1 protein-coding gene is annotated in these 2,273 nt (G+C 61.2%); it reads right to left on the reverse strand.

The window, feature by feature from the left end; translation table 11 throughout:
- The coding region (locus AC1DVF_RS29035) for a DUF6531 domain-containing protein (RefSeq protein WP_477783604.1) at nt 1-2,273 on the reverse strand (2,273 nt) is incomplete at both ends.

Genomic DNA, 2,273 nt, shown 5'->3' on the forward strand with positions numbered 1-2,273 from the left:
AAAAGCGCCGTACGCCACCGTCGGGCAGGGTTTCCTCGGTCAACTGGCCAAGGCTGTTCCAGACCAAACGATGCCGGCTGCTGTCCGGGTAGCGGATCGACAGCAACTGCCCACGGGTGTCGTAGTAGTAATGGGTGACATGGCCGTCGGGATCGACCGCCTCGGTGACATCGCCCTCGGCATTGCGCCGGTAGATCCACACCGCCTCGCCGCGCGAACGCCGATGCAGGAAACCGTTGCGATACTCGTAGGACGTGGGCGCCTCATCCGGTGGAATCAGCGCGATGAGCCGTCCGACTTCGTCGTAGCGGTATTCGGTGACAGCGCCCAAGGCATCCTGCTCGGCGATCAAGCGCCCGGCATCGTCATAGGCCTTGAGCTGCTCGCCACCATCCGCCGAGACTTGACGCACCAGTCGCGCACGCTCGTCGTGAACGTAGGTCTCTTCGGTGCCATCGACGTAATGCACCGCGACACTGCCGTCATCGTTCCAGACGTAACGCGTGTCCATCTGCGAGAACGACGCCCAGTGACGCACGCAGCGCGCCGATTTCCCCGAGTGCTCCCACTCCCAGAAGAAGCTCGCACCGCCAGCCAGTTGCCGCTGCAGGATCACGTGAGCGTCGTCGTAGTCGTAACGCTCGCTGTCACCAACGGCGTTAGTGGCTTCGATCAGGTGTTGATAAGCGTCGTAGCGGTAACTGACCAGCGCCTGTTCGGTACTCCAGGCACCCTCGCGAAACACCTGATAATCCACACCAACCAACTTCGCGCGGTCATAGCGCAACAACAGCGAACGCCCGGCGCCATTGTCCAGGCGCTGCACCCGGTCAGACCGATCGCGCTGCACCGTCAGACGATTGCCATAGGCATCGCTGATCGCCGTCAGCCGTCCTGCGCGAAAGTGATAAAAACGCGCCGCGTCCCCGGCCAGCGCGAGAATCAGCTCCTCCGGTTCATCACCGAGAAAAATCGCCGCCCGCGACAAACTGTTGTGAATCGCCGGCCGCTCAACGCTCGGCAGCGGGAAACGGGTACGGCGGTTCTCGTGATCGACCCAGACAACCTCGTCGCCGGCAAACGCCAGTCGATGCGCCAGCGAATGACTCCAGCCAAACCCCAACCCAACATCGATTTCGGCGGCGCTGGAGCGATACAAGCGGGTGAACTCAAACGGCAACACGCCATCAAGCACCGCATCGCTCAGAGTCAGCAGTTCTTCACCGGTGACCATCGACACCGGGCAGCCGTTGGTGCAGGTACGCGGCACGCAATCGGCGCTGTCGCCGTTGGGGTTTTTCGCCTGATCCGGCGAATCGTCGTGAGGCTCATGCCGTTGCAACCGGCTCGAACCGCCAGACTTGTCCCGCACAACAGGCGCCGGATTCGGCACCGTCAACACCAGCGAATCGGCCTGACGAATGTTCAGCGGTATCGACGGTGTCGGTTTCAACTCAACGTCACGCGCGTGAAACATCAGCGGCTTCAACGCGCCCGCATGTTTGTTCAGTTCCGGCGCTGACGTTAATTCCGCGAGTCGCAATGCCGAGGCCGCCAGCCATTCCCGCGCGCGCGGCGACTTGATCTTCGCCAGCACCTTGCTGCTCAAATGCAGCGGCACGCCGATGCCACCCGACACGCCCATCAACAGGAAGCTGATCAGCAATTCGACCCGCACCTCGGCCACCACTTCAGCCAGATACTGCGGCGGCAGCATCTTCAGCCAACTGGTAAACGCGGCCAGATGAATAAACAGAAGAGGTTCGTCACTGAGGATCAGCAGACCGTTGGCAATGGCGTCGCTGGAGGCATTCAATAACGCCTCAAGCTCGGCCTTGCTGAGGTACTCAAGCAGCTTTTCACTGTTGGCCTGCAAGTCGGCGAGCAGGGCGAATACCTGTTTGATGTCATCCCAAACACCATTCAGGGCTTGCTCGAATCCACGCCAATCGGCCTGTTGCAACTGACCGTAACGCTCAAGAAATCCGGCGCTGGAAAACTCCGTCCACYGGGGTTGAAACCTTGCCCACTCCGCGCGGAGCCAGCCTTCCAGGCCTGCAATGACACTTTCATAAGAGGCATACAGCGCACGCACATGGTCCGTGGACACATCGGGAAAGAAGGTGATGCGATAACGCTGGCCCCGATCGCAGTCGGTCACTTGCAGAATGCCGCTGGGGCCGATGGTGTAATGCAGCGGCTCACCGAAAGTCAGCACGCCGCCGACATCGGCAAGCACCGGTTCGAGGGTCACCGGGGTGTTGCCAATCGGC

This window comes from Pseudomonas sp. P4_D7 (assembly GCF_056401755.1).